This window comes from Mucilaginibacter sp. PAMB04168 (assembly GCF_039634365.2).
Lineage (GTDB): Bacteria > Bacteroidota > Bacteroidia > Sphingobacteriales > Sphingobacteriaceae > Mucilaginibacter.
This window is the reverse complement of the sequence record NZ_CP155079.2, coordinates 216,667-241,170: the sequence shown is the minus strand read 5'-3', so window position 1 is coordinate 241,170 and position 24,504 is coordinate 216,667. Positions and strand designations below refer to the sequence as shown.

The 24,504-nt window shown below is 42.3% G+C and carries 19 protein-coding genes; 7 read left to right on the top strand and 12 right to left on the bottom strand.

Features of this window, described 5'->3' with window-relative positions; translation table 11 throughout:
* Positions 1 to 7: 7 nt before the first annotated feature.
* From ABDD94_RS01020 to ABDD94_RS00985, 8 genes are all read right to left on the bottom strand, one after another.
* Positions 8 to 1,465: a RagB/SusD family nutrient uptake outer membrane protein gene (locus ABDD94_RS01020; RefSeq protein ID WP_345954310.1), complete on the bottom strand. Its 1,458-nt coding sequence runs from the start codon at positions 1,463 to 1,465 to the stop codon at positions 8 to 10.
* A 14-nt stretch (positions 1,466 to 1,479) separates the two neighbouring features.
* Positions 1,480 to 5,085: a SusC/RagA family TonB-linked outer membrane protein gene (locus ABDD94_RS01015; RefSeq protein WP_345954309.1), complete on the bottom strand. Its 3,606-nt coding sequence runs from the start codon at positions 5,083 to 5,085 to the stop codon at positions 1,480 to 1,482.
* A 223-nt stretch (positions 5,086 to 5,308) separates the two neighbouring features.
* The gene (locus tag ABDD94_RS01010) at positions 5,309 to 6,436 is read right to left on the bottom strand and encodes a FecR domain-containing protein (RefSeq protein WP_345954308.1); all 1,128 of its coding nucleotides are present in this window, start codon (positions 6,434 to 6,436) and stop codon (positions 5,309 to 5,311) included.
* Between the two features lie 85 nt (positions 6,437 to 6,521).
* Positions 6,522 to 6,674: a sigma factor-like helix-turn-helix DNA-binding protein gene (locus tag ABDD94_RS01005; RefSeq protein WP_345954307.1), complete on the bottom strand. Its 153-nt coding sequence runs from the start codon at positions 6,672 to 6,674 to the stop codon at positions 6,522 to 6,524.
* Positions 6,675 to 7,124, bottom strand: a complete 450-nt coding sequence (locus ABDD94_RS01000) for a sigma-70 family RNA polymerase sigma factor (protein ID WP_345954306.1) — start codon at positions 7,122 to 7,124, stop codon at positions 6,675 to 6,677.
* A 496-nt stretch (positions 7,125 to 7,620) separates the two neighbouring features.
* Positions 7,621 to 7,887 carry an SRPBCC domain-containing protein gene (locus ABDD94_RS00995; protein ID WP_345954305.1) on the bottom strand — a complete coding sequence of 89 codons (267 nt, stop codon included), beginning with the start codon at positions 7,885 to 7,887 and terminating at the stop codon, positions 7,621 to 7,623.
* Positions 7,888 to 8,184: 297 nt separating this feature from the next.
* Complete coding sequence (locus ABDD94_RS00990) at positions 8,185 to 8,565, bottom strand: DUF4260 domain-containing protein (protein ID WP_345954304.1); 381 nt, start codon at positions 8,563 to 8,565, stop codon at positions 8,185 to 8,187.
* 4 nt (positions 8,566 to 8,569) lie between these two features.
* Positions 8,570 to 9,196 carry a cyclic nucleotide-binding protein gene (locus ABDD94_RS00985; protein ID WP_345954303.1) on the bottom strand — a complete coding sequence of 209 codons (627 nt, stop codon included), beginning with the start codon at positions 9,194 to 9,196 and terminating at the stop codon, positions 8,570 to 8,572.
* A 184-nt stretch (positions 9,197 to 9,380) separates the two neighbouring features.
* Here ABDD94_RS00985 and ABDD94_RS00980 point away from each other — a divergent pair, with 184 nt between their 5' ends.
* The 3 genes from ABDD94_RS00980 (at position 9,381) to ABDD94_RS00970 (ending at position 11,901) form a co-directional block, all read left to right on the top strand.
* Positions 9,381 to 10,340: an NADP-dependent oxidoreductase gene (locus tag ABDD94_RS00980; protein WP_345954302.1), complete on the top strand. Its 960-nt coding sequence runs from the start codon at positions 9,381 to 9,383 to the stop codon at positions 10,338 to 10,340.
* 10 nt (positions 10,341 to 10,350) lie between these two features.
* A complete protein-coding gene (locus ABDD94_RS00975) occupies positions 10,351 to 11,259 on the top strand; it encodes a helix-turn-helix transcriptional regulator (RefSeq protein ID WP_345954301.1) in 909 nt (302 codons plus the stop codon).
* Positions 11,260 to 11,541: 282 nt separating this feature from the next.
* A complete protein-coding gene (locus tag ABDD94_RS00970) occupies positions 11,542 to 11,901 on the top strand; it encodes a hypothetical protein (RefSeq protein WP_345954300.1) in 360 nt (119 codons plus the stop codon).
* Between the two features lie 4 nt (positions 11,902 to 11,905).
* On the opposite strand, the gene ABDD94_RS00965 is transcribed toward ABDD94_RS00970, so the two are convergent.
* On the bottom strand, positions 11,906 to 12,955 hold the full coding sequence (locus tag ABDD94_RS00965; protein ID WP_345954299.1) for an SDR family oxidoreductase: 1,050 nt from the start codon (positions 12,953 to 12,955) through the stop codon (positions 11,906 to 11,908).
* Between the two features lie 101 nt (positions 12,956 to 13,056).
* On the opposite strand from ABDD94_RS00965, the gene ABDD94_RS00960 reads away from it, so the two are divergent.
* The 4 genes from ABDD94_RS00960 (at position 13,057) to ABDD94_RS00945 (ending at position 20,894) form a co-directional block, all read left to right on the top strand.
* On the top strand, positions 13,057 to 13,839 hold the full coding sequence (locus ABDD94_RS00960; protein WP_345954298.1) for an AraC family transcriptional regulator: 783 nt from the start codon (positions 13,057 to 13,059) through the stop codon (positions 13,837 to 13,839).
* Positions 13,840 to 14,858: 1,019 nt separating this feature from the next.
* Positions 14,859 to 17,999, top strand: coding sequence for a SusC/RagA family TonB-linked outer membrane protein (locus ABDD94_RS00955; protein WP_345954297.1), 3,141 nt, complete (start codon positions 14,859 to 14,861; stop codon positions 17,997 to 17,999).
* A gap of 10 nt (positions 18,000 to 18,009) precedes the next feature.
* Positions 18,010 to 19,872, top strand: a complete 1,863-nt coding sequence (locus ABDD94_RS00950; protein ID WP_345954296.1) for a RagB/SusD family nutrient uptake outer membrane protein — start codon at positions 18,010 to 18,012, stop codon at positions 19,870 to 19,872.
* 137 nt (positions 19,873 to 20,009) lie between these two features.
* Entirely contained in the window at positions 20,010 to 20,894 is an 885-nt protein-coding gene (locus tag ABDD94_RS00945) for a hypothetical protein (RefSeq protein WP_345954295.1), read from the top strand.
* A gap of 302 nt (positions 20,895 to 21,196) precedes the next feature.
* Here ABDD94_RS00945 and ABDD94_RS00940 read toward each other — a convergent pair whose 3' ends face one another.
* The 3 genes from ABDD94_RS00940 to ABDD94_RS00930 all read right to left on the bottom strand — a co-directional run bounded on the left by ABDD94_RS00940 (position 21,197) and on the right by ABDD94_RS00930 (position 24,292).
* Positions 21,197 to 22,609 carry a pectate lyase gene (locus ABDD94_RS00940; protein ID WP_345954294.1) on the bottom strand — a complete coding sequence of 471 codons (1,413 nt, stop codon included), beginning with the start codon at positions 22,607 to 22,609 and terminating at the stop codon, positions 21,197 to 21,199.
* Between the two features lie 184 nt (positions 22,610 to 22,793).
* Entirely contained in the window at positions 22,794 to 22,922 is a 129-nt protein-coding gene (locus ABDD94_RS00935; protein WP_345954293.1) for a hypothetical protein, read from the bottom strand.
* A gap of 116 nt (positions 22,923 to 23,038) precedes the next feature.
* The gene (locus ABDD94_RS00930) at positions 23,039 to 24,292 is read right to left on the bottom strand and encodes a delta-60 repeat domain-containing protein (protein WP_345954292.1); all 1,254 of its coding nucleotides are present in this window, start codon (positions 24,290 to 24,292) and stop codon (positions 23,039 to 23,041) included.
* Positions 24,293 to 24,504: the final 212 nt, after the last annotated feature.

Below are 24,504 nucleotides of genomic sequence, written 5' to 3'. Positions count from 1 at the left end.
TCATCAATTATGGATTGTTTTCGATGTTAGGATTCTGATCAATTATTTTTTGCGGTAAGCGCAGCGTCAAGCGTTCGGGCTTTAATTGAAAAGTAGTGGTGGTACCTGTTGCCGAATACAGCGTATGCGTATAAGTGGTTGAGGAGAACAGCGGATCTACAGAAAGCCGCCTCATATCAAACCACCTGTAACCTTCAACAGCAAACTCGCGGATACGTTCATCCAAAATAAACCTAAGCAGCGCCACTTGCTGGTTGGCAATAGCTGCCGGAACAGTAGCATCAGCAGCCGGCATACGTTTTACACGTAATGCCTCAACATCTGCCTTGGCACCAGTGAGGTCATTTGTGCGGCACCGGCATTCGGCTCTCAGCAAATAAAGGTCGGGCACTTGCATGCCAAACAAGGTTTGCGAACCTTTTTGTTTTCGTAATACGCCTGCTACCGGAAAAGGAAGTTTGGTACTGTAAGTAGAATTGGCATAAAATTTTAAGCGCTGGTCTGAAGCACCAAACAGGGCTGCCGTTTGCGGTGTGATTACAATATCGTTATATGAACTGGTAAAGCCGTTTGCAAACTGTTTAGAGTAAAGGCTTTCCGCGTTATTGGGCAACAAAATTGAAGCCGGGCCCGAGGTGGCGTTTATTGGTAAAAAAACACCGCCGGTTGCAAATTCAACATTGTAGTCATACAACTTAACCGGTGTTCCCTGGTTGGCCATGTCGGTAAAAGCTGCATTCAGCATGGTTAGTGCATCATTATAACGCCCCATAAACAGATATACTTTCCCTAATATAGCTTCGGCGGCTGCTTTTGACATGCGGGTTCTGTTAACTACCTGCGGTGTTAGATTAGGTATGGCTGTTACCAGGTCTTTGATGATAAAATCATACACGTCCTTCACACTGGCCCTGTCAAACTTTGTTGTAGTCACATCGGCCACCTCTACAATAGGAAATCCAGGATCAGTTGCAGCGGTAGCTGCATTATAGGGTTTTCCGTAGTAATTGATGAGCATGAAATAAGCCCATGCCCGGCCTGCTCTGGCTTCCGATTCAATTTGAAGTTTAAATTGAGCAGTACCATCAGTTGCATTGGGCACTTCGTTAATTACCTTATTGTACAGGTAAATATTCCTAAGCGGCACTAGTGTTTCACCGGCATCTTCGTTGGCTTCGTAAATAACAGACTCCCAGCGAAAACTCCTCTGCGTTTTTAATGAGGCCGACAAGCCCGTAGTAAAGTACGGCTCTACTGCAGCAACTTCATCACCCATAGCAACCTGCACATTAGCGGCCCCCATATTCAAAAGATCGAGGTTACTTAAAAGCAGGCTATAGTCTGAAGAGGTTTGTGCAACAAGTTTTCCTTTAGGAATTACTTCTAAAAAGCTTTTCTTACAAGCGGTTGAGGCAACCACCAGTAACAGGGCTAAAAGCGTTATTTTATGATAGTTATGTTTCATTTCTTTTGAGATTATTATAATCTTACATTTAATCCGAAAGTTACTGTACCCTGGTTGGTTCGGAGAGTTCTGTAACCGTCGATACCACTTTGAAATTCGGGATCAATACCATCTTTATTGGCTTTCCACAACATTAAGTTTGATACTTGCGCGCGCAGGGTAACACCTTCGGCATGGATCTTTTTAATTATTTGTTGCGGTAAACTATAGGTTAGCGTTATATCACGCATTTTAACGAACGATGCACTGATCACATTAATATCGGCAAGTGTATAATAACTAATATCCCGACGTGCCGCTATGGTTGGATTCGCTACAAAAGACGGAATGTTGGTAGTTAGTTCATCGCCGGGCTGTCTCCAGCGATTAACAAAGTCGGCATGAACGTTGCCGGTTGTAAATCCGTTAGAGGTTGAGCTGTGGGTTAAACGGGTTGAATAAAAATTGTCAACATCTCTACGCATTACATGCCCTAAGTTGAAAATGGCATTCAGGTTAAGCCCAAAAGATTTGTAAGTGACGTTGTTGGATAAACCACCGCTCCATTTAGGTTGTGTACTGCCCATAAACTTAATATCATTTGGCTTGCTTGCATTTAATGCTTTGGTTACTGTACCATTAGCCAAACGTATTTGCGGGTCGCCCAGGTTATCTAAACCTGCGTACTCGAACGCAAATAAGGCATAGCCAGGGTAACCAGTTATAAACCGCTGGTTTACCATGCCATTGGTGCCACTGCCTGTTGTAACGGGCGTAGTAATTATATTTAAGCTGGTAATCACGTTTTTGTTGTAGGCCCCGTTAAGTGTAGTGCTCCAGGTAAAATTTGGCTTGCGTACGTTAACAGAAGTTAAACTCAACTCTACACCTTTATTTTCCAAATCGCCTAAGTTACCATATATGCTTGGGTAACCTGTAAAGCTATTAGTGGGTACATAGCCCAACAAATCCTTTGTTTTCTTTTGGTAAATATCAATAGCGGCACTCAAACGGCTATTTAAAACGGCAATATCTAAACCTAAGTTAGTAGTAGTAGTACCTTCCCAGGTTAATGACCTGTTGGCAGGTGTTGCAATCTGTAGCCCGCGCCCGTTAGGTAAAAAGCTATTGGAAGTACCTGATATAATATCGTAAGATGCTGCTGTACCTGGCAAAGGTGCATTACCTGATATACCGTAAGTTGCGCGCAGTGCCAGGTTATTTATCCAGGTTACATTTTTCACAAAGCTTTCTTCACCAATTGCCCATTTACCGCCTACACTCCATACTGGTTTATTTTGCGCGGCTGTATTAATACCAAAATTGTTGCTTTTATCAATACGGTAACTGCCATTAACCGTGTACTTGCGGTTAAAGGTGTAACTTGCATTTCCATAGTAAGAGACAAAGCGGCTTAACACTTCGACCTGACCAAAGATCTGATCATTTAACTGGCTTACATTGGCACCTAATATACCTGGCCAAACCGGGTTAGCCAAGCCGGCATTCAAAGTTTTATAATCAACCAGCACTCCAGATTGCAACAGGGGGTCCCAACCCTTTATACTGCTTAAGTTGAAAATATTAAATTGTTCCTGTACCTCCTGGCCTGCCAGTAATGTAAGCTGGTGCAGCCCGTTATTCCAGCTCTTGTTATAATCTAACTGGTTGCGCACAGTCCAGTTACGTTGGTTTATATTACTTACTTGATAGTTGCCACCAGTATTGGGCAGGTTGTAAACGGGTGTTGAGGTGGCGGTAGGTGCAACGGTAAATTGTGCGGTTTGCGCTCTTACCCTATAACTGTTACGGTCGTCATACTCGCGCGTGCGATTGGTACTTTTTATAAAGCTGAATGTTCCGGTATAATTTAAACCGCTTATTAGCTTCACACCAACGTTGAAAATATTGCGGCTCAACAAAAAATCGTTTTTTTGGTAACCATAATTTACTTCATCAAGCGGGTTGTAATTTAAATTAATACGGCTGCGGGTTTCATAATCAAGTCTAACCGCATCGGGCAGACTGGTCATGTATGGCATTGAAATATTATTACCTGCGTTATCCTGAAATAACTGGTAAGGATAAAATTGGTTAGTAGCGTTTATATTACGCGGACTGTTGCTAACAGTGTTGGTTAAGTCGGTTATTAAACCCAGGCGAATGCGTGTGCCTATGTTAAAATCCTGGCGTAAATTAACTTTATACGTATTGTTACTTTGACCTGGACTATTGCTGCGGTTATCTGTATAAGCTAAAGAGCTATAAAACGCATAATTTTTTTGCCCGCCCGAAACCGATAAGGTATGATTCATGAGCATGGCGTTACGGTAAAACAGGTCTTTAATTTGCTGATTATTGTTAATAGCAGCTAAGCTATCTAAGCTGCTGTTAGCCTGTGCAGCAGTTATTCTGCCTAAATTTTGGTTGTACAAAATCACTTCATGCGGCGCTAACCCGGCACCGGCAGTTGGTAAGGTAACGCTGTTGTAAGGATAAGCAACCGGGTCAAAGGTTTCCCGGGCGGCCTGTATAAACTGCTGGCTGTTTAGCACCGGAAAGTAATTCAAATCGGGCTTGCCCTGAAAGTTCACAAAAGCATCATAAGTAACCCTTACTCTCTCACCTCTAAGGCCTCTTTTGGTAACAATAACAATTACACCATTAGCAGCCCTTGAGCCCCAGATTGAAGCGGCGGTAGCGTCTTTAAGAACCGTAATATCTGCTATATCTTGTGGATTGATACTATTTATACCAGTTACAGAACTTATATTAGTAAATTGGCTTCCACTTACATCAGGCAGCGGAATACCATCCACTACATATAAAGGTGATGAGCTGATAGATACCGAAGTTAAACCTCTGAGGATATAAGGGGAAGCCGTTTGCCCGGGTGCATTATTTACGGTTAAACCTGGTATTAAACCATCCAGCCTTTGCAAAACGTTCATACTGGTTGAGCGGTTTACAACTGCATTCAGATCGGGCTTGGCAAATGAGCCTGCGCTTCTTTCTTTAGCAATAGTTTGGTAACCGTTTGATATGATCGAAACCTCCTGTAAACGGCTAACATCGCTTTTAAGTATGATGTTAAGATTTGCGGCGTTTTCACGGGTAACGCTTACCTGCTGGGTTACAAAACCTATGTAAGATATCTCTAATACGGTACCTATTTCAATGTTCTTCAGCGTAAATGCACCGTTAACATCGGTTGTTGCAACTGTGTTGTTTGCCTTTGACCGAACGTTTGCACCAATAAGCGGTGTTCTCGTCGAATCGCTCACTACACGTCCGCTTACATCTGTAGGTATAGCAAATAAATTGATTGCTTTTTCCAAAAGCGTTTTTTGTTTTTTTGAAACAACAACCGATTTGTCTTCAATAGAATACTCCAGTGGTTGCCCAACAAACACCCGCTTAAGCACATCATCCAAATTGCCATTGGTTACTTTAATAGTAACAGGCCTCGAACCTTTTAACAGGGAAGTGGTATAAAGAATATCATAACCAGTTTGTACCCGTATTTTATTAAATACCTGCTCTAACGGTGTATTTTTTTCCGATAGGCTAACCTGTTGCGCATAGGTTGATGCGCTTACCTGAAAAATAGCTATAATTAAAAGTAGGGTGGTTAACTTCATAGTCAAAATCCAATGATGGATACAGCCTGGCGGCTGCACAAAAATTTTAGGGTAAAATTTGTACATTTGGGTAACATGGGTTTAAGCGAATTGCCTTTGCATTGTGGTAATAGAAGAGGCATAACGCAGTTTATCAATAGTTTATAATTTCGAATCCATTGTTAAGGTCATTCCGGGCTCAATCGGAATGGCTTTTTTTATGGGAGGGCAGTGGGGTAAAATTTTACTGGATGATTGTCACCCTCCTTCCTTCAATTTTATAATGAACGGCTTTTGTTCTCTCCAGCATTTTTAAAACCTGGCTTATATTTTTTGATCGGGATATTGTACCGCTAAAGCCTTCATTTAAAGGCTCTCCCTGGTATTGCATGTCAATATTATACCAGCGTGATAGCTTACGCATTACACTTTCAATTCGCTCATCGTTAAATTGAAAATAACCGTTTTTCCAGGCTATGGCTTCATCCAGATCAACCGCTTTGTTTACGTTTAAACGGCCTTCGTGTAAAACCGACTGCTGCCCGGGTTTGATAATTGTACTTGCGTCATTCGCAGATACTTTTACAGAACCTTCTAATAACGTAGTCTTGATGTTGGCTTCATCCGGGTAGGCATTGACGTTGAAATGTGTTCCCAAAACTTCAACTACCTGTTTGTCTGTAACTACCTTGAAAGGCTTGGCGGCATTATGAGCTACCTCAAAGTAAACCTCGCCGGTAACTTCAACTTTGCGTTCTGTGCCCTTAAAAATGGTTGGGAATTTAATAGATGATGCCGCATTCAGCCAGACGTTAGTGCCGTCGGCCAATGTAAGGTGATATTGACCTCCTACAGGCGTATTAATGGAGTTATACTCTACAGTGTTGTCATTAACGTCAGTTGAATTTAGCTGATAAGTTAAAAATCCGTCTGTGGCTTGTTTAATCCTTTTACTGCCTTGCGCCGCAAGCTTGCGATTTTCAGCATTGGTTAAGTTTATTTGCTGACCATTAGCTAAAGTTAAAATAGCTTGATTGCTGCCCGGCTTAATGGCAGACAACTTTTTTTCGATAGTTGCTGCATTGTAATTAGCAAACAGAAAAAAAGCGCCTATGCCTAAAAAGATTAAAACAGATGCTGCTGCAAGAATTTGTGGCAGCAATTTACGAACGGGACGATTAGCCTGCAGATGCGCAATTACCGCCTGGCGCCCCCTTGAATGGGCATCGTTTATACTTTGCGCCGAGGGCTCAACAGTACTCTCCGACAAGTCGTAAAGGTGCCAGCTCTCAACAATTGCCCTTTCCTGCTCATTGCAGGTACCTTCTGCATATTTTTGAATTAATTTTTCAGGCGTATTTTTCTCTTGCATACATAGCTATCCCTATGGGGATATAACATATGTAAGCTAAATAGGGATTAGGGCCCAGATATATTTATACTTTTTTAACAAAATGTTAATATTTTATTAAAAACAGCAGAAAGGATACTAAACCAAGCTTAATTCTTAAACTTTTTAAAGCATTATTAACTTGATTTTTGACTGTTTTTTCGGAGATGTTGAGTTTAAGTGCAATTTCCCTATGCGAAAGATGCCCTTTTCGACTCAACTAGAATATTTCCCGCATTTTATCGGGTAACATAGCTATTTCTTTCTCAATTAAACGACTAAGTTCTTTCTCCCGCACTACATAATCGGCCTGGACGGTTTCCCGGTCTATAAATTTTTGAAAAGAAACTGCATAATCTGTTCTAACTTTTTTACGGTCGAGCAAATTAAAAAATTTATACCTAACTGCGCTATATAAGTAAGATGCTAAACTATGCTCAAACGTTATGGTGTTCCGTTTATCCCAAAGGTAAAACAGCACTTCCTGCACAATATCCTCTGCTTCGTTTTCGTCTTTGGTAATTTTACAGGCATATATATACAACAAACCCTGGTAGCGATCATAAATTTGAGTAAACGCAGAATGGCTGTTACCCTTCATTAAAGATATTAGTTCCTGATCAGTATAATATTGATAATCTTCCACCTCTTCTATAGCGAATATAATCAATAATTATAATGATTGTCAAATCAGAAGGGTGTTACACTGCCCATTTCGTAACAAACTGTTTTAAATTAGCTCTTTTTTTAGCCCATTTTGCGGTTCGGCGTCTTCTTCTACGTATTAATGCCTTAAGATTCGGGCTTGCATTACTTTCGAACTTATACCTTGCCTGAAAAATTGATGACAACGTGTGGATTGGCGATGGAGTGATCATGCTGCCGGAACAACCATTAGAAAAATGCAGTAATTGATGCACTTAGCGTGATTACCACGCATTGCACCTTCAAAACAGCAATGAGGCAAAAGATCGTATCTATAATTGAGCCATACATACGGAAAGGATCAGTTATAAGTCTCTTTTAAATAATGCTTTAGTTTGTTACCAATAATCCACTTCCAGCCATCTTCAAATCGGTGCCTCGCAAAATGCGGATCATTTGGAAAGCTTGACAGCCCCGTATGTGTTAGCTTAAGCCGGGTTTGGCTACCCTCCCCGATTAATTCAAAATATTACCTCTGAAGCACCGGGGTACCCGTGATAAGTCCAGCTATGCGCCAACTTTTTTCCACTTAGTACTTGTGTAACTTGCCACTGCTTTTTGAAAGATGATCCGTCATCATCAAACTCCATATTAAATCCTACCGAAGGCTCAAACCGCTTCAACTGAGGAAAGTACCATATTTTCATAGCATCTTGATCAGTTAGCGCTTGCCATACTTTTTCTATCGGCGTATTATAAACCTGTTCCATTTTAAAGGGAAGATCCATAGGTTGTCTTTTTAGTTTTTAAAAATAGTAAGAGGCCCACGCACAGCTAATCCATTAAACTTCTAGTGTAGATGCCTGCACAAATAACGCCCTTGAGTTCTAATCGTTCAAATACATTTGGCATCTTTAAGGATACCAACTATGAAAGACAGGGAGAAACATATTTTTCACGGGGATGTACAGGATGCACTCGATCTGATAGGCGGACGGTGCGTGGCGCATCTTGGCGTCGCTTTGTAACAGCCCCAAGCGCTTTTTACAGCTTAAAGAGGATTTGGCGCCGGTTACCCCCAAGGATTATTTATCTTTCCCAATCCTGCCCGAACTGGTATGCTTAAAATCATCAGGAAACTTAAGGCCGTAACCCAGCATACGATCAAACGATGAATGCGCTACCAATAGTAAACCGCCGGTAATGAATATATCCAGGTGCATAAGAAAGCCGGTAGCCAGCAGGGCCAGTGCTACCCCTCGGTGGTGAAACAAATTGTAGGTAAAGGCTCCTATCCGGGCGTTCACAACATACCCCAGCATAGAGAAATCAGGGCTAAAAAACAGTAACACCCACAGCCAAACCGACAAACCAAGGTTGTATTTTGATAAAAAATAAATAGCAACTGCTGTTATGGCTGCTTCTTCAAATCTGATGGTGAAATCCATGGCCTTTTCCTGATTCATGACACTAATTTTTGGTTAGGTCAAACGTAGGCGCGAAAACGGGGGTTTGCGCTTGACAAAAATCAAGAAAGCATTTTTCTTCTAATCCGGCTAAAGGTCTCGGTGTCATACCCAGCATGGAGGCCAGGTATTGCAGGGGTACCTGGTTAAAGAGTTCACGGTTCTGATCGAACAGTTTTTGGTAACGCTCTTCGGCGGTCATGGAGATGAAGTCGAAAATGCGGTTCTCCAACATTACAAAACATTTACCCATAAACAGTTTCTCAAACTCATGCCACTTGGGCACCAGCTTTCCCATCGTCAGGTATCCTTCATAATCGATTGTGAACAAACGCATGTCGGTTACAGCCTGCATATTGAAACGGGAAGTGTTACGAAACATAAAACCCTGAACATCCGTGACAAAATACCCGGCTGTGCCTATCCACTGGGTAACCTCTTTTTCAGGCAAGTTGATGTATACCCTTAAAATACCGCTTTCTATAAAGCTAAGCTTATTGCAAAACTTACCTGTCCGCAGCCAGTAGGCACCTTTTTCCAGCGTCTCGGTCTTAAACAATCCGCTCACGCGCTGACAGTCATCCGGACTAATGCCGAAATGGTGATGGATATAAGTTTCAAGTTCGTTCATTGGGGCGTTTATTAGCAGGAGCAAATCAAAGGTTTATATATCAAATTATTCAAAGCAATTTTCTACTGCAGCTTAAAACGGCTTGCAATCATTAATTTGCAGAATTTCGGCTAACACAAAGCGTATTTCGGCTAAATGCCGATCAATATGAGTAATGACCTTTGTTTTATAAAATTTAACAACCATGAAAGCAGTAAGAATCAATGAATATGGTGGACGAGAGGTCATGAAAATTGAAGATATAGCTCTGCCTGCTCCAGCGTCCGACGAGGTTTTGGTTGAGGTTTATGCAAGCGGTGTTAATCCGGTGGACTGGGTGATCAGAAGCGGGGCGAACGAAGGCCTGCATTCGTTCTTGACGTTGCCCATGACATTGGGTTGGGATGCGGCCGGAGTTGTTGTTGAAGCCGGCAGCGAAGTGACTTACTTAAAACCGGGTGACCAGGTTTATGGCGTTCCCAACTTTCCGGGCGATGGAAGTTACGCAGAGTATTGTGTTGGTAAGGCGACCCAGTTTGCCATCAAACCGCGCAGTCTTGATTTTACGCAGGCCGCCGGTGTACCATTAGCAGCCTTAACTGCATGGACCGGTATATTTGCACATGGCGATCTCCAGCCGGGCCAGCGCATTTTGATCCAGGGCGCTTCGGGCGGCGTAGGTAGTTTTGCGGTGCAGTTTGCCAAATCAAAAGGCGCTTACGTAATCGGCATGGCATCTGCAGATAATGTGAATTACGTAAAGCAATTGGGCGCTGACGAAGTAATTGATTACAAAACGCAGCAATTTGAAAGTGTACTGCGCGATATTGATGTAGTACTCGAAGCTTCGCCAACCCGTAATAACCGCGAGCGGGTAAAAGCTGTTGCCGTTTTGAAAGAAGACGGTACGTTTGTAAGCGTTAATACCGACTTTCCATTCAATGACGAATTAATGGAAGCAGGTAAGGCCAAAAAAGTAAAAGTTGCTTTAGCTGCTAATCAGCCCCGGCAGGAATGGCTAAAGGAAATAGCTGAATTAATTGATGCCGGAAAAGTAAAGGTTTTGATCAATAAAGTGTTTCCTTTGGAAGAGGTGGCCGATGCTCACCGCGCAAGCGAAACCTGGCATGTAAAAGGCAGACTGGTTTTGAACATCAAAAAATAAGCGTTACGGCATGAGGCATTTCAAATCGATAGCAGAATTTCATCATTTTGTGGGCTTACCGGCGCCGCTCCATCCGCTCATCAGCGTTGTAAACGTAGCTACAGTACCCCATTCGGATAATCCCGATCCACAAAGCATGGCAATGGACTTTTATTCCATTTCTGTAAAAAGAATGATCAACTTTAAAGTGCAATATGGACAGCGTCCATTCGATTTTAATGATGGCATCATGTCTTTTATACAGCCCAACCAGGTACTAAATATTGATGTTGATGACAAAGGCAAGAAGGCAGAAAAATCAGGGTGGGTGATCTACATCCATTCTGATTTTTTGTGGAATACGGCGCTAGCCAAAACTATCCGGCAATATGATTTTTGGGATTATTCACTAAATGAAGCATTGTTTTTGTCTGAAAAAGAAGAGACAACCATTAACAACATCATTCAAAGCATTTTTGAAGAGTACCAGGCCAATATAGACCGGTTTAGCAAAAGCATCATTATTTCGCATATTGAAGCATTGCTGAACTATGCAGACCGGTATTATCATCGCCAGTTTATTACCCGCGAAAAGTCGAATCATCAGATACTTGAACGGGTAGAAACCTTACTTGCTGACTACTTTAATAGCGATGACCTGCTGTTAAAGGGATTGCCTACCGTTGCCCACGTTGCAGAATCATTAAACCTTTCGCCCAAATATTTGAGCAGCCTGCTCAAAATCCTCACTGGCCAAAGCGCCCAGCAACACATACATGAAAAACTGATTGAAAAAGCCAAGGAAAAATTATCGACCACAGAATTATCAATAGGCGAAATTGCTTACAGCTTAGGGTTTGAGCATTTGCCGTCGTTCAGCAAGTTATTTAAAGCCAAAACCAGTAAAACACCTGTAGAGTTCAGGGCCTCATTCAATTGAGTGCATAAATGCTAGTCACCGGCTTGCTTGGCAAAACTTATAAACCCTTTGTGCATGCAATCCCTTTAAATAAGAGGTAAATGCTCCTATCAATTTGCTGCTTTAAAATCGGAGCTTATATGGAAGAGTTTAAAAAGCTGCTTTAATGTGCATACTATTTTGCAGCCCAACAATAAAGACAGCTGACTGCCCCTGAAAAGCTCCGACACATTTTAACTGTATCATTCCCAATTCAACAATATATTCTGCTAGGTTTGTACTATCAGCCTAAAAAAATAAGCGATGACCGGATTCAACCAATTTGCAAACCTGCTTTCGCCGCTTACCCCCATTGCCAATAACGAGTTGCAGGAAAAGCTTAAATGTAAAACGTTTGATAAAGGCGATTACCTGTTAAACAGCGGACAGGTATGCAGGCATGTCTTTTTTATAGATAACGGACTCCAGCCTGCAATTGAGCCCACCAACATTAACAGTATCAGCCAACAGATTAAAGGAACTCAGATAGATAACATGCACAACTATTATTATAAGGTTACAGGACGTTACTATTTCGCAGGCATGTATACGGCTATCTTACCCATGGTTCCGGGTATTTACGCAATCTATCGTTTGACAAAAAATCACAAACCTATTAAATAGAGGTTTATGGGATAACTTTTTTCACCCTTAATTCATCAAACAAGTTGTAGAACATCTGCTCCGTATCTACAAATTCATGAAAACCCAAACGCCGGGCTTTTGTACCATCGCCAAAGAAATCATAATCCCAGCCGAAAACGGCATCACCAAAAGGCCATGAGGTTAGCTCCTGGTAACTGTGTCTGTTCAATCCGTGCCTTTCCTGAATCTGTTTCCACAAGTCTTCCTTATCGGCCATTACAGTTTGTAGTGACATAGTTAAAGGCGGCGCAGTCTCTAATCCAAAATAGCCGGCAATTTTCGGCCAAAGCTCGTTCCAGCGAAACAGGTCACCATTAGTAATATTAAACGCCTGGTTGGCACATTGCTCATTCGTTGCTGCCCAAACAGTTGCTTTGGCTAACAAGCCTGCATCCGTCATTTCCAGCAGCGTGTCATAAGCGCCTGGTTTACCCGGAAAACGCAACGGCAGTCCAAGTTCTTTGGAAATGGAGGCATAAACCGCAATAACCAGTACCAAGTTCATTGGGTTGCCTAGTGCTGTACCCGCTACCACAGATGGCCTGATGGCAGACCATGTCCAATTTTTACCCTTTTGTTTACTCTCCAGGTAATCCTGCTGGTCAATATTAAATTCCGGAGGCATGTGACCGCCGTCGCTTTCTTTGGCAGGTGTTTTAAAAGGCCCCAAATGAGCGCCATAAACCTTGTATCCCTGCATTAAACTGATGTGTTGGAGGTTTTCTGCAATAGGCTCTACGGCATCTACAACGTTCGTGAGCATTGCCAAATTCGGCTGCACCAGTTCTGCCCAGGTTGGCCGATCCTGAAAGGCAGCATAAAAGATATGTGTAATTTCCTTTAAGCCGATTAGCTTTTCCTGGCACTCTTCCCGATTAAGCAAGTCAACGGAATGGTATTTTAATTTTTCGCTATTGGTACCACCACGCCTGGATAAACCGATGATTTTCCAATCCCCAAGATCTAGTAAATGGCGGATCAGGTTAGACGCAATTACACCGTTTGCGCCAACTACTAATGCTGTTTTTTGCATAATGATTATTTTGTTGCCTTATTAATTTAACACAACAAAGGTATTCCATGCCAGTACCAACTAATTTGTAAAGTTCCGCTATAAATTGGTATATTTCCACTATGAAGCGATACAAACAGTTTCAGCCTCTGGCTATATCCGAATTTGAGGCGACCACGTGGCCGCACCCGGTTCATAAACATAATCATTATGAGCTGATCTATATAAGCCAGGGATCAGGTTCGCATTTTATTAATGGGAATAGCATTGCCTATAAACGCGGCGACATTTTCCTTATCGGACCAGAAGAGGAACATTACTTCGATATCCGATCGCTGACAAGGTTTGTTTTTATCAAATTTACCGACTTTTTTATCCACCACGTAAGCACCGGTTCTACCTACGGCCTCCAGCAACTTGAATACTTGATTAAAAGCCGGGAAACACATTTTTCTGGCTTTCGTCTTAATTCTGCAGATCAAAACTCAGCTGCCAGAATTATCCAGGTAATTCTTTCCCTGCAACACGATATTCTATCCAATGAGCAGCTCATCTGGTTACAGGTACTAGGGCTGGCGGCACTTTTACAGCGTAATATGCCCGAATTGAAAGCTACCGCAAACCGGAGCAGGGACATGCAGGCGGTATTTTGTTATTTGCATAAGCACATTTACACGCCAGCTAAGTTAAAGTCGCCAGTGATAGCCGCTCATTTTAACACCACTGCAGATTATATAGGTCCGTACTTTAAAAGAAATACCGGTATAACATTACGTGATTACATCGCCGATTATCGTAAATCCTTAATCCGTCAAAGAATCGAGAAGGGCGGTTATGTACTTAAACAAATTGCCGCAGAATTTGGTCTGACTGATGAAAGCCATGTTAAGAAAGTATTGCTATAAGAATAGCTTATAAAGCAGCTTTAAAACGGGTTTCTGGAGTTATGAGGTAGGCAACATATTCATTTGTTAGGGCATCAAAAGGTACAAACTACTATAAGAAAACGGACGAGTGTGTTGACCCACAGAAATAAATAACGCCTTTTTAATTTTGCTTTCTACAGCATACATGCGCACTTCTAACGCATGTCATATCTGAAGATGGCTCGTTTTATATTAGCATAACAGATCTGCCTGCACAAACACAGTATTAGATTAAAGATGGTATGGAGCTCTAGCTGTGACAACATACTACAAAAATATGATAATAAATGCAATGAAACTTATGACCTGCAAGGGCATATTTGCAACATAACCAATTAGATACAACCAAGAATAAAGAACGCTAGCTTATTTGCTGCTTCAATATCAGTTCATTACATTTTAAATTTTAAGACTGCAGGTTTTGCTCGCACTTTGATAATATATTATCATTTTTCAAGCCAAGCGTTTCTAAAGAAGCCTAATTTATTGAGGCGGCAGCGTACCGCAACTTGTATAAAAGAAAATAACGTGTTCTGTTCGTTTTGTTAAGCGTGTTAAATTTAATTATATCCATTAAACAGATTACAAGCGATAGCTTTTTTAATCATAAAATGGAGCAATGGGCAACAGAGGCAGATAACCTACAATCGATTACTTGATTGTATAGAAATTTGATAAGGCTCATTTAAATGTGTTAAGAAAACAGCGCAGCAAATCAAGTAATACGCACGGCCAGGTCCAGGTGACCAGCATTGGTAGCGCTAATTGAGTAAGTTTCCAAGAATAAAGAAATGCCGTACCTGAGAAGCACGGCATTAAGCAGTAAATAACCAATTAATATCTATAATCAAAAGATGCCTATGAACTAAAAGTATACTCTTCTCAATAGTGTTTGCCAAAACCATCTTGTACGTTTCCGTTTTGCAGAGCTATCCTACGCTCCTGCTTTCGCCGTGCTATTACACTTTCAACAATATTCTCCAACCAAATAAACTTTTATGGATCTAAATTTTTTACGTAAATTTTCTTTGCTGATGTTGCTCTGTACATTGGCTTGTTCGCTTGCATTGGCGCAAGAACGACGGGTAACAGGCAAGGTTACAGACAGTGTAGGTACTCCCCTGCCCGGTGTAAATGTAGCCATAAGGGGCTTGCCCAGTAATGTAAGCACCACGGTCGATGGGTTATACACCATCCAGGTACGCTCTAACAGCGATGTGCTGGTTTTTTCATACGTGGGTTTTGTAAGGAAACAAGTAACTGTGGGCACACAGGCCCGCATAGATGTTAGCATGTCAGAAGAACGCAGCACCTTAACCGATGTGGTTGTAGTGGGCTATGGCACAAAGAAACGCACTGAAATTTTGGGCTCGGTAGCCACCGTTACCGGACAGGAACTTCAGGACATTCCGGCTCCTAATCTGGCTGCGTCGCTAAGGAATAGAATAGCCGGCGTAAGTGTATCACAAGTATCAGGTCGTCCAGGGTCAACCGTTACGCTCAATATACGTAACTCAACGGCATCTGAAACAGCCCAAACACTTGGCGTAACTGCCGAACCCTTATACATCATTGATGGTATTACGGTAAGCAGAGAGGCATTTGATGCACTGGATGCATCACAGGTTGAAAATTTAACGTTCCTGAAAGATGCATCTGCCGCTATTTACGGTGCATCAGGCGCCAAAGGTGTGGTGTTAGTTACCACCAAAAGAGGAAAGATTGGCCGACCCAGCTTAACTTATAACGGCTACTATGGTGTTACAGACGCCTCAAGAACTCCTAAAATGCTATCGGCCTATGATCACGCCCTATTATTGAATGACACCTACAGAACACAAAGCGCACCTGCGTCGTCTTTGTTCGCGCCTGAAGATCTGGAATATATTAAGGGCTTGGATTATAAAAGCTGGTATGACGAGTTATGGCAAGCCTCAACTATGCAGCGGCACAATATCGGGCTTTCGGGCGGTAGTGATAAGGTAACTTTTTTCACCGGCGGTAGTTACCAAAGCGAAGATGCAAACTATCCGGGCTTAAAATACGACAAGTACAGCTTCAGAAGCGGCTTAGTAGCCACTATAGTAAATGGACTAAAGGCAGATATCGCCTTCAACGTAGATTGGAACATCAGGAATGCACAACATAACCAAACCGATAGCGATAATGAATTTTTCCGACGCATTGTAAGTGTTCCGCGATGGGTTCCCATTAGCATTGATGGAAAATATGTTAATTATGTTAATAGCAATATCACCGTTAATCCTAAAGCTTTAATAGAGTCGGGCTATTATGAAAGACAAAAATCAAAAGCCTATCGTATTAATGCTAATTTAACTTATCAGCCTACTTATCTGAAAGGCTTTACAGCAAGATTTCAGATATCACAGGGCAGTGGTTCTACCAACAGCCGGCAGTACAGGCCACCTTACCTAACTTACAATTTTGCCAGAATGGGTAACAACCAGGCATTATTTAGCAATCAACTCACTGCCACTAATCCAACCTTTCAAAACGTTGACATAGGCAACCAAAGGGTAACGCCGGGCTTGTCGGAAACGAACAGTTATCAAGGATTTTTAACTTTACAATACGGCCGGACATTTGGCAAGCACACCTTTGATATTTTGGCTGGCGGTGAGCAAACTGAGTCTAATAGCGAAAACCTTTCTGTCAACTTTTCAAATCAGTTAATACCCAACGCCGAAGAGTATTGGGCATTTGATGCGTCAACTTTAAGAGTTCAGAGTATTGGCAGAACCCAGTCTGTAAAACGGTCATACTTTGGCCGCTTTAGCTATAACTTTGATAAGAAGTATTTAATTGAAGGTGTTTTACGTGCTGATGCCTCCTCCAACTTTGCACCCGATAACCGCTGGGGATTATCGCCAAGCATAGGTTTGGGCTGGGTGGTTAGTAACGAGGAGTTTATGAAGCGTTTCCCTTTTATCAGCTTTTTAAAACTGAAAGCTAATGTGGGTATCACCGGAGATGACCGTGTAAACGACCGGTTATGGGTAGAGCGCTACCTGATCGATATAAGCAATGGTTATTTGTACGGAAACTCTAATCAAAACAGCTTAAACCAGGGTGTAATTCCCAATCCGGATATTACCTGGGAAAAAAAGCGCACGGTTAACGTAGGTATTGAAGCCTCGCTATTTAACAACAAACTCGATTTATCAATTGAGGGCTTCAGAAATTATAATTATGATGCCTTTGACCGTGGCGCTAATCAATTATACCCCTTATACGCAGGCTTTGCCGCACCGGTAATTAACTATCGCCAAACATACAACTGGGGAACTGAATTCAGTATTGGTTACCGGGCCAAAGTAGCTAAAGATTGGAGCCTGCAAGCTAACATGAACTTTAGTTACGGCAATTCTGTAAACGACAGGATTATATACACCACTGGTAATCTTATTAACAACGTTGCACCCGACTGGCCAATCACCTTTGGTTTAGATCCTAGGAAATGGAACACCGGCAACATAGGGCTTAGAAACCTGGGGATGTTTAGGACGCAGGCAGAGGTTGATGCCTTTATGGCCAAAAATCCGAATTACAGATCCTATAACCTTGTACCTCAGCCAGGATGGTTGTACTATGAAGATACCAATGGCGACGGCATTATCAATGATAACGATATGCAGCCATTGTACAACAATACCAATCCGGTTTTTGCGCCGGGCATAACATTGGGTTTATCTTACAAAGCCTTTAACTTAAACACCAATATTGCTGCCAGATTTGGTGGTAAGGTCTTTTACGACAGCCAATCGCGCATTGCGCCGTCAGCAACGGTGAATGTGCTGGATATCTGGAAAGACCGCTGGACGATCGACAATCCGATGGGCGGAAAATATCCCCGCTTTGATGATCCGTCACTGACTAAAAACTCTGACTTTTGGGCTGTTAACGGAACCATGGTGCGTATTAATAACATGACACTCAGCTACAGAGCGCCGTTAAATGTGGTTAAAAAACTGGGACTGAGCGGCGCCAGGATATTGTTAACCGGCAACAACCTCTGGACCTTGGTTAATCCGCTTAAATACAAGGATCCATATACTTCAAATGCGTACGATTATCCAATCCTGCGCACCATTTCAGTAGGTGTAAATGTTAACCTTTAATTTTTTGAGTATGATTAAGCAAATAAAAAATAATATAACAAAATCGGTTCTTGCTTTGGTTTTGGCGGCTTGTTTGCCTTCCTGTAAACAAGATGAGTTTTTTGATATACGCGACACAGGCGGTATTGATGCCGCCATATGGAGCACCGAAGGGGCTGTGCAACTACAGCTAAACCGGGTGTATGACGTAGTTATCCCCCAGTTTCCTTACCAACTGATACCAGACAGGGGTGGCGTGCATTTGGCCAGTGATGAAAACTACTATCCCGACCGCGATGAGTGGGCACGGGCTGCCCTTGGCTTACAAGGCGCATTGGGCAATAACGACGTGAGACTAACCGGAAACACTTATAACGGTAACGCCGGGAGCAACAAATATTTTGATATTGCAAGGTGTAACGAGGCAATTACCAATATTCCGCTTGGCACCTTACCGCAAGCAACGCAGCGCACTTTTTTAGGCCAGTATTATGCCTTACGGGCCATGACCTACTTTGAGCTGGTTAAGGTGTATGGTGGTGTGCCGTTAATAACACAGCCACAACGGCCGGAATCGCTTTACCTGGACGGCAGAAAAAGCGCTAAGGAATGCTTCGACCTTATCCTCAGCGACTTGAACAATGCTATTACCATGCTGGAAGGCTTTAACCCGGATGATGGTACAGGTAGAGGAAGAATAACCAAGCTAATTGCCAGCTGTTTAAAAGCCAAAGTATTGCTTTATTGGGCAAGCCCGCAATTTAACCCTGCTAATGATGTTGCCCGGTGGCAAACCGCCTTACAAGCCAACAAAGAAGCTTACGACCTGTGTATAGCGGGCGGAAAAAAGCTGATGGCCAATTATGGCGATATTTTCAGGGTAGAGGGAACCACCAATACGGAAGCGATTTTGGTACGCACTTATTCGAGCACCGTTGAAAGAAGGGGCCATGATGGTGAGAACCGTATGCGGCCAGCATCTGAAGGTGGATCGCCTTATCAGGGTTACACACCAACTAAGAAAATGCTGGATGCCTACCCTATGCTTGATGGTAGCATCAGAGGAACATCAACCCAGTTTCCGTATGATGATGTGATGTTTTGGCAAAACCGCGACCCACGATTTGAAGCTACCATTGCCTACAACGGCAGCATTTGGCCGTTAAGCGGCAACGCTAACAGGAAGCAATGGACTTATAACACTGCCCTTGGCGAAAGCAATGGCAATGGCGTATACTGTAAACGTTTTACCACACCAGGTTTGGCCGCAGGTAACGTGAGGTACACCAATAACATTGGTGGCAGTGGTATGGACTGGATAGAACTGCGCCTGGCTGAAGTAATGTTAAATTATGCAGACTGCATGAACGAGACCGGCAATATAACCGGCGCCAAAGATATGGTTAGGCAGATACGCATAAGAGCCGGTATAGTGCAAGGCAACGGCAGCAATGACTACGGCCTGGGTGTAGTAACCGGCATAAACCAGATGCGCACACTCTTGCTCAACGAAAGGATGGTTGAATTTGCCTTTGAGAACAAACGCAACGCGGATTTGAGAAGAACCCGCCAGATGCACCTGCTTACCGGGAACATGACAAAAATCGAAATTAACTTGGTTAACCCGCCTGTTGGAAATGACCTGCGTGACAAGGGCGTTTTAGAAGCCGTTACCAATGGCGTAATGTTCAGGGAAACGCTCAACATCAATGATAAAGCTACGTATCTGCGGTATTTCAGGCCTTATGTATTGATAACCAATAATCAGTATTCGGCTTATAGTGTACCTGAGTTCCATTACTTCTACACGTTTCATAACGATTTTGTTAATAATGGAGCCAACATTGTGCCTACCATTGGCTGGGCCGGAGGGACATTTGATCCGTTGCAATAGGTTACTGATACAAATTCAATAAAAGTGATTTTAATGATTGAACAATGAGAATCAAAAATATTCAAAAGTTATTTTTTACAGGCTTAAGCATAGTTTTACTTGCTTCATGCGCAAAAAAATCCGACAACATATTTAATATGTTCGATGATGTTACGGTTACTTTTAATAACCGAAGCCCCCTTGCCGTAACCGATTATAAGCTGGTGAACGACGGCGATAGCGTTTATGTAGACTACACCATTAATTCGGCCGCACAAGATATGTACTCTATCACTGTTGAGCGCTCTGCCGGGTCGCAAAACGGCATCGAGCGTACTGTGATTAACGTCACCGATAATGCCCGACGGAGAAGTTACTCTGATGTGCTAAAGTTAAAAATGCAAAGAGACGGTAAAACAAGTTATCGCATTTATGCCATGAACCAAAAAGGCACCTACATTGGAGATGGCTACAAAAAGGTAACCATAGAGGTAAATCCGAGTTATATGATTTATGCAAATAGAAATATCTATTTGCCAGATACAGCTGCCAAGGTTTTACCAGCTTACTTTTCGCTCAGCGATGCTACAAGCTATAGCTATACCAATGGTCAAGCCAATTCTGCAAAAATAGATTTTGGTATTTGGAGAAGGCCAAACCCAAGTACAACTCCTCAAGATGTTGCAACCAATCCGTACGTTTACAACTTGTACTCTATCAGTGCGCCAACCAATCCGTTTCCTTTGTATGATGTAAGTGCCTGGACAAAAAGGGCAACAAAATTCAGTGCTCCGCAAACCAGCCAAACAAATACTTTCTTATACAATGCAGTGTCGGCATCAACCATTGATGCCTTGGCAAAGGCCCGTAACCCAGGGCTTACGGCCATCAACGCAACAAACTTTGCCACTGGCCTATCTCCAGGATGCACAATCTGCTTTTTAACACCCGAAGGAAAATACGGTATCATGTTAGTTAATGCCATTACCTCAGATTATGAGCGGCGTCCGTATATTAATGTGAGTGTGAAAATACAACGGTAAAGATTAACACGTGGAGGCACCACACCCAATATGAACAAGATTTACCACCGGCTGCAAAACAAGAGCCTTCAACATCTGTGCAAAGTGTGGTAGCAATACCAAATAAAATCTCACATCAAGGGACTACCTGATGTGTGTCAAGATCATACCGGCTAAGGTCATCCTTCTTCATTTCTGATGACCTGGTTAGTAAGTGTTCAATAATTGGTAACAGGCAGTTGTGGTCGCTGCCTGTTACTTTTTTAAATGAACAAAACGCTTACAAAACCCCGGTTAATACCTCGATGCTCCACTGTAATTTTTTACTTTACCTGGTTAAGGTAAATTTCCAGCATCGTGTAACCGTTGCTCCACACTTTATTTCTATCGTTAGCATCATTTTTATTTAATCCATTTGCAGTTTCCCAGGCATCGGGCATACCGTCATGGTCTGAATCAGGCGGTGCAACTGCCGTTGAATAAGCAGGCCATCCACCAACTGCCTTAGGGTCATCAATTATCCCCGGCTTTCCGAATGACCCAATTCCGGTGGGCCGATTTGTGCGCACTTCATTAATTAACCGGCTATCCACAATATCGCGTACGGGCAAAATAGCGCCAACTTTATTAAGCACTGCCTGGTAGGCGTCCCGCGCTGTTTGATCATTTATGGCCTCCACCTTAAAGGGATGATTTACCAGTGCACGGCTTCGGAGCGTGTCCGGAATTTTAGAAAGCTCAAGACCAACAGCGTTGTTTTTGTTGAGCTCAGCGTTACCCTCCATTATGTTTCCGGCCAGATACCATTGGCCGGTACTGGAAGATGCCTTTCCGGGAAAAAACTCTGCTTCACAAAAAATTTGTTTCGCCGTTGATGTAGCAGGACCTGGTTTATAATAGTTGTTTACCATATTTATTTCAGACCGCCCATTCGGAATCTTTACCTCTCCGCCATAACAGGCGTTATTGCGCCCCCAGTTGTAAACAACATTGTTTCGGTAATCAATCACCGCAAGAGTATCATGAGCACGGGAACCATTAAACCGCACCGTTCTGCTGTTTTGGTTACTAATCAAGTTGTGATGATACGTAACATTTTGCCCGCCCCATACACCTCCATAACTTCTCAGACCTTTATGGTGTCCGGCATTGTATAAGCCCTCGCTTACAATACTCCACTGTACTGTTACGTTTTTTATATCGTACATGGCTGCACATTCTTCATTAGCCCAGCTGAAAGAACAATGGTCGATAATTACTTTCGACATGTTTTCCATATCGAAACCGTAAATGCCATGCGCTAAATTACTCCCCGGCCTGGATCGTAAATATCTTATAATAATATTGCCATTTCTGCCCCCTCCGTTTAATATGAACGAGTTACCCTTGAGGCAAATGCCCTCGCCAGGAGCGGTCTGACCGGCTATAGTTAGGTTTGAGCGGCTAACTTTAATTGCCGATTTTAAATCGATGATCCCGGCCACGCGAAAAACGATGGTTAAAGGTTCTCCAGGGTACATCTTCAAAGCATCTCTGAAACTGCCTGCTCCTGAGTCGTTCAGGTTGGTAACCTCAGCTACTTGTCCTCCCCGGCCACCTGTAGCATACTTGCCAAACCCCTCGGCACCCGGAAAAGCGATAGCAGGCGTAACTGACTTTGTTTGCGCACTACAAAACGGCCGGTTCGAGCCAAAAAACAGGTTTGCAATTAACAGCGTGTACAATAGTAATTTCATAAAGGCAATATATTGAATATTGCTATCGATTGAAAGGATAGTCTGCTGTTATAAAGTCAGTCAGTTAGCAAATCGTTACTGAATCTGCAAGAATTTCAGGGGCGTATTAATAAATGGGTTTGGAATGCTTTCCCCGCGAGAGATTTCATCAGACTTAGAATTTAGACTGTTTACTGGCTATATCTTACCAGGGGTTATAATGAAAAGTTATATCATCGCTCATGACTACGAATAAGCCATGTTTAAAGGTAGCGTTAAGCGGCAGGTTCCCGAAATCAAACCCATCGCTTTGATGGGCTGCAATTAGAACCATTTTCAACAACCGGTGCTCAAAGTAGATGAGCCTGGTACCTTCGCGCTAAATAATTTGTAATAGAAATACCTTCGTGGACTTCCTCAAAGCATGTGGTACTGCTAAATATGATTTATTTATAATTTTACACGATACAAAGCAGGATTATTGTCATATCCAAAGGCTCCAAACACAATAAAATTATTGTTGTCCTGGCGAACAATTCCTGCGATACTCGTTCCTTCCATACCAAGTTTGAACGTCGGCGAAATATTACCATTTTTATCGAGGAGCTCAAGATATCTTTCCCCTTGCGAAGCCGTTAAACTCAGATGACGGCCTAAAAGTAATTGATCGCTTGAAGTGCCTACCAAAGCACTTAAGTCAGAAGTGTAATTGTTGTTATTCTTGAAAGTGGCGTCAATTGATCCGTCTGTATTCACTCTAGCTACCTGGTGATAATTAGTTATATTATCCCTTGTGTTTGGTATATAGAACTTGTCAAAAGATCCACCTATTATAATTTTCCCATCAGACTGTTCAACCATTTTTATAATGGAACCATTTAATTCAATAGCATTTTGCCCAAGGCTTCTGTAATCCTGTACTTGTGCAAAGCTTTCATCAATTGTTAAATCAGCTGGGTTAAACCTTGCGATAGAGTAAGTTGTTGATTTCCCCGCAGATAATCTGAAAAAGCCTGAAAGGTAAATCTTTCCTGATTTTGATTCAATTAAATCAAGAAGCACTGTGTTATCATCCTGGATGCGAAACCCATTGTTTCTGTCATATTCCCCTAATTCGTTAAGACTGAAAAAGTGTGCTTCTCCGAAACCATTGGCAAATGTGTTTCTACCGAGAACAGCAATCCTTCCACCAGTCAGCTTAACAAGGGTATTAACTGATGTTATACGGGTGGTTGGAGTGTAAGATTTATCTATTGATCCATCTGCATTAAGACGGATAAGAAATTTGCTAACCCCATCAACCTTAAAAGAACCTGATATCAAAACTTTTCCCTGAGGAAGAGCGATCATACTTATCCTTGAGGGCAAATTGTCTGACCAGGTTTTGTCTTTATCAATATCAAATGATTTATCAATTGCACCATTAGGTGTTAGCTTGTATATCTTAAACTTTGTTTGGTATTGTGGACCAAAATACCCCAGAACAAATATGTTTTTGTTATCGTCAACACAAGCAGCAAACGCACTTCCAGTAACTTCTTTAGAAAATACAGGGTCGGTTATGCCGCCATTACTGGGATTAGTAGGCGTTGGTTCAACAGTACCAGTACCAGCGGTTGATGGCTCTGCCGTATCGCTTTTACTACATGATGCTATGACAAGGACAAATAGCCCTGTTATAAAGGAAAGAAAATGTTTTTTCATATATAATAAAATTTTTAACAGCCCTTTTGAGCTGAAACACATTTCTAAAATATTACGAAACTTTTTCTCTCCAAATAGTTAGTTGTAACTAAATCGTATTTTGATATCCTACGTGAAAAATAGGTAAACCTAACACTTTTCCTGTTTTACACCACAAGTAACCAGCAAGAAACAAAAAACCCTTTAACTCATTGTAAAACATTGTGGTTAAA